Origin of the sequence: Tepidimonas fonticaldi (assembly GCF_001675355.1) — a bacterium.
Lineage (GTDB): Bacteria > Pseudomonadota > Gammaproteobacteria > Burkholderiales > Burkholderiaceae_C > Tepidimonas > Tepidimonas fonticaldi.
Window position 1 is genome coordinate 1 of record NZ_LZDH01000018.1, and the last position, 4,927, is coordinate 4,927.

Sequence of the window (4,927 nt, forward strand, 5' to 3'; positions counted from 1 at the left end):
GCCGCAGATCAAACACCGATCCTCACGTTGTAACCGAGCGCCCGCAGCCCCTTGCTCGTGCGCATGTTCCTCGGCGGAAACTCGTCTGGGCGCGCCCAGCCGACGATTTCCCCGAGGCTGCTCGGACTATCGCAACCCGACGCCGACCCAGCCGAGACTTTTCACGTAGCAAAACGGCCACTTGGTGCAGGCGGGCACCCTCAAGAACAGTGCTTTGCTAACGAACCTCATATGCGGACGCGGGTTCGGTTCCGTGTTCCGCCACCAACACCCGAGGGCCAACCGGAACGGTTGGCCCTTTTTCTCGCCCAGTGCCAATCAACGTGCTCGCACCGCCCAGCCGGCCGACAAGGCCTCCGCCTGCGCGAGCACCGTCTGCACCGCCGCGTCCTGGAGATCCGGCGGATAGCCGTACTTGCGCAGGATGCGCTTGACGAGTACCCGCATGCGGGCGCGGGCCGATTCCCGGTGCGCCCAGTCCACCGTCACGTTCTCGCGCAGGCTCACCAGCAGCTCGTGGGCGATCACCATGAGCTGATCATTTCCCATTACTTCAACCGCACTGTTGTTCTCGGCCAACGCCATGTAGAAGGCGTATTCCTCGTCCGACAGGCCGGACTCCTCACCGCGCTGGTGGGCCGCGCGGATGTCCTTGGCCAGCTCGATGAGTTCCTGCAGTACCTCGGCCGTGTTGATGGCGTTGGCGTGGTAGCGGGCCACGGCATCTTCCAGCCGCTCCGAAAACGCCTTCGTCTGCACGACGTTGGCCTTGGCGCGTGAGCGGATGCCGTCATTGAGGAGCTTGCGCAGGGCTTCCAGCGCCAGGTTCTTCTTCTCCATCTGCTGCACTTCGGCCAGGAACTCGTCGGACAGGATGGAGATGTCCGGGCTCTTGATGCCGGCAGCCGCCAGGATGTCCACGATCTCGGTCGAGACCACCGCGCGGCTGACGATCTGCTGGATCGCAAGCTCCCGATCCTGGGCGGAGGTGCCTGCGCCTACGCTCGACTTGACCAGCGCCGCGCGAATGGCCTGGAAGAAGCCCACCTCTTCGCGGATCTCCCGCGCCTCATCGCTGGATGCCGCCAGCGCGAACGCCTTGGACAGCGCCAGCACGGCGTCCTGGTAGCGCCGGTGCGCCGCCTTCTTGCCCTCGGGCGTCCTTTCCTGGGCGGCCCACTGTTGCTGCCTCTCCAGAATCCACTCGATGGCGCCAGCCATCATGCCCAGACGCGCTTGCGGCGAACCGTTCAAGGCCGAGAGGTAGTCGAAGCCGTGGAACATGTCACGCACGACTTCGTACTTCTCCATCATGACCGCAATCGCCTCGGCCTCGTCGATACCGGTGTTCTCGCGGTCGCGCGGTGAGTACTGGGCCAGCGCGTTCTTCAGATTCTGCGCAATGCCGATGTAGTCCACGATCAGCCCGGCCGGCTTGTCGCGGAACACGCGGTTGACGCGCGCGATGGCCTGCATCAGGCCGTGGCCGCGCATCGGCTTGTCCACGTACATCGTATGCATGCAGGGGGCGTCGAAGCCGGTCAGCCACATGTCGCGCACGATGACGAGCTTGAGCGGGTCGTTCGGATCGCGGGCGCGTTTGGCGAGCAGGTCCCGCCGCGCCTTGTTGCCGATGTGCGGTTGCCACTCGGGCGGATCGGAGGCCGCGCCCGTCATCACGATCTTGACGCTGCCGGCGTGGTCGTCATCGCTGTGCCATCCGGGACGCAGCTTCACGATCTCGTCGTAGAGCTTGACGCAGATGCGCCGGCTCATGCAGACGACCATCGCCTTGCCGTCCAGGGCCGCCACCCGGTCCTCGAAATGGCGGACGATGTCCTCCGCGACCAACCTCAAGCGCTTGTCCGCGCCGACCAGGGCCTCCACCGTGGCCCACTTCTGCTTCGTGCGTTCGCGGGCGGATTCTTCCTCGCCTTCCAGGATCTCCTCCACCTCGGCGTCGATCCTGGGCTTCTCGTCCTCGTCCAGCTCGATGCGCGCCAGGCGCGACTCGTAGTAGATCGGCACCGTGGCGCCGTCCTCCACCGCGCGGCTGATGTCGTAGATGTCGATGTAGTGGCCGAACACCGCCGGGGTGTTCACGTCGTCGGCCTCGATGGGCGTGCCGGTGAAGCCGATGAATGAGGCGTTCGGCAGGGCATCGCGCATGTACTTGGCGAAGCCGTAGGAAATCTCGCCGGTCCTGGCATCCACCTTGGCCTTGAAACCGTACTGGCTGCGGTGCGCCTCGTCGGCGATGACCACGACGTTGCGTCGCAGGGTGAGCGGCCCGTTGACCTCGCCAAACTTCTGCAGTGTGGTGAAGATCACCCCGCCCGATGCCCGGTTGAGCAGTTCCTTCAAGTGCTCACGCCCCTCGGCCTGCACCGGCGTCTGGCGGATCAGGTCGCGGCACATCGAGAAGGTGGCGAAGAGCTGATCGTCCAGGTCGTTGCGGTCGGTCAGCACGACCAGCGTCGGGTTTTCCATCGCAGGATGCTTGACCAAGAGGCCCGCGTAGAAGGCCATCAACAGGCTCTTGCCCGATCCCTGCGTGTGCCAGATCACGCCGGCACGCCGGTCGCCGGGGCGCTGGCTCTTGACCGAGGGCAGGCCGTAGTCGGCCGGGTCCTCCTTCGCGACATGGGCAGGCGGCATGGCACGCACCGTCTGCTCCACCGCCTTCTTCACCGCGTGGAACTGGTGATAGCCGGCGATGATCTTGACGAGGCGGGTACCCGTCTCGCCGAACACCGTGAAGTCGCGCAGCAGGTCCAGCAGGCGCCGAGGCTCGAACACGCCGGCGATCAGCGTCTCCAGCTCCGGCGCTCCCTTGGGGGCCACCTCCCGGCCGTCGGTGGTGCGCCACGGCATGAAGCGTTCGAGATCGGCCGAGAGCGAGCCCACCCGCGCCACGAGTCCATCGGACGCCACCAGCAGCGCGTTCGTCTGGAAGAGCTGCGGAATCTGCTGCTTGTAGGTCTGCAACTGGTTGAACGCGGCCACGACGGTGGCCTGGTGGTCTCCCGGCGCTTTGAGCTCGATCACCGCGAGCGGCAGGCCGTTGACGAACAGCACCACATCGGGCCGCCGCTGATACTGTCCGTTGATGACCACGAACTGGTTCACCGCCAGCCAGTCGTTGTTGGCCGGGTCATCGAAGTCGATCAGCCGCGCCTTGCCAGCGGTGAGCACGCCATCATCCGCGTAGTACTCCACATCCACGCCTTCGGTCAGCAGACGATGGAGCCGGCGGTTCTCTTCCAGCAGGTTCGGCAGCTCGGACTGCGTCACGCGCCGGATCGCGTCGTGCCGGGCTTCAGCGGGCAGCGAGGGATTCAGGCGGGCCACCGCTTCCTCAAGGCGCCGCTTCAGCACCACCTCGTCGTGGCTTTCGCGCTCGGGGCGATACCCGTCGGGGCCGATGTTCTCCTCGCGTTCGATGCTGTAACCAAGCGCGCGCAGCTGATCCAGCAACGCGCTTTCGATCTCGGCCTCGGACAGAAATGCCATGCGTCTATCCCTCTTCCCGGCCGCTCGGCAGGGCGAGCATGTTCTCGATCAGGCGGATCATCACGTCCTTGTTCTTGGCGTCGGACTCCGCCACCAGCAGCGCCAGCGCCGCCAGGCCCACGTCGTTGATCACCGGTTCGCCGTTGCGCAGCAGGCGCCCGTTGCGTGCCAGGAAATCCACGAACAGGAAGGCCCCGCTGCGCTTGTTGCCGTCCGCGAACGGATGGTTCTTGATGACGAAATACAGCAGGTGCGCGGCCTTGGTTTCCACCGTGGGATAGGCCGGCTCGCCGAACACGGTCTGGTCAAGGTTACCCAGCAGGGCCGCGAAGGCATCGCCGCGCTCGCGCCCGAAGAGCTCGGAAGCCTCGCCGCGCGCCATCAGGTCAGCCTTCAGCCGCGCAATGGCGGCACGGGCCTCGTCCAGTGTCGGCAGCACGCCGCCCGGACTGCCCGCCGGTGCAGTCAGCAGCCCCTCGTCATAGCGCTGCAGCCACAGGAAGGTCTGGGTGTAGCGCGCGATCACATCCACCAGCCCGCGGCCCTGTTCGGCGGTCAGCGCCTCGCCCGCAGCCGCCTTTCTCACCAGCTGCAGCGCGGCTTCCAGCTCGGCGGCATTGCGTTCGAAGCGTTGGCGGTTCAGGGTGAAGCCACGGGTCAGGTGCTCACGCAGTACGGTAGTTGCCCACTGGCGAAAGCGCGTCGCTTTCGCGGAACTGACCCGATACCCCACGGAAATGATGGCGTCGAGGTTGTAGTGCTTGAGTCGGCGCCGTACCTGCCGCGCGCCCTCCTGGCGAACTACCGAGAAATCCTCGGTAGTTGCCGCCTCCTGAAGCTCCCGCTCCTTGTAAATGTTCTTGAGGTGCAGGCTGATGTTGTCACTGGAAGTGCCGAACAGCTCGGCCATCTGCGCCTGCGTCAGCCACACGGTCTCTCCCTCCAGCCGCACCTGGACCGGACCGTTTTCAGCTTCGAAGATGACGAGTTGCCCAGCTTCGTTCATAAGTCACGTTCCTTGAGGAAGGCTTGGGCATCGGCGATGCCCAGCGCGCCGGAAATCAGGCCGTGCGGATCATGCGCATCGAGCCGCGAGGCCCGCACGGCCTGTACGACCCTGCGGATCGCGTCCTGCCGCGCCTCCGGCGGCACGCCGGGGTTCAGGCGTTCGACGGCGTCCTCGAACCGCCTGCGCAGCACCACCTCGTCATGGCTCTCGCGCTCCGGCCGGTGGCCGTCGGGGCCGATGTCCTCCTCGCGTTCGATCCTGTATCCGAGCCCGTGCAGCTGGTCCAGGAGCGCTTGCTCCAACGCAGCTTCAGATAGGTGTCGCATCCCGGATGATCACATAATACCCAGCCGCCGTGGATACCTGCTGGCACGCAGCATCCTGCAAGAGCTGCTGCGAGGCGCG

The 4,927-nt window shown here is 65.7% G+C and carries 2 protein-coding genes and 1 pseudogene; all 3 read right to left on the bottom strand.

Translation table 11 applies throughout. From position 1 onward, the window contains the following. Positions 1-318: 318 nt before the first annotated feature. The gene (locus A9O67_RS02935; protein WP_068607206.1) at positions 319-3,513 is read right to left on the bottom strand and encodes a type I restriction endonuclease subunit R; all 3,195 of its coding nucleotides are present in this window, start codon (positions 3,511-3,513) and stop codon (positions 319-321) included. 4 nt (positions 3,514-3,517) lie between these two features. Continuing rightward, positions 3,518-4,519: a RhuM family protein gene (rhuM, locus tag A9O67_RS02940; RefSeq protein ID WP_068607208.1), complete on the bottom strand. Its 1,002-nt coding sequence runs from the start codon at positions 4,517-4,519 to the stop codon at positions 3,518-3,520. Positions 4,520-4,617: 98 nt separating this feature from the next. Continuing rightward, positions 4,618-4,848: pseudogene (locus A9O67_RS02945) on the bottom strand (type I restriction endonuclease); the annotation flags it as partial. Positions 4,849-4,927 lie beyond the last annotated feature (79 nt).

Excerpts from the sequence above, each read along its gene's own strand:
- A9O67_RS02935 (WP_068607206.1), bottom strand. The coding sequence starts at position 3,513 with ATGGCATTTCTGTCCGAGGCCGAGATCGAAAGCGCGTTGCTGGATCAG.
- rhuM (WP_068607208.1), bottom strand. The coding sequence starts at position 4,519 with ATGAACGAAGCTGGGCAACTCGTCATCTTCGAAGCTGAAAACGGTCCG.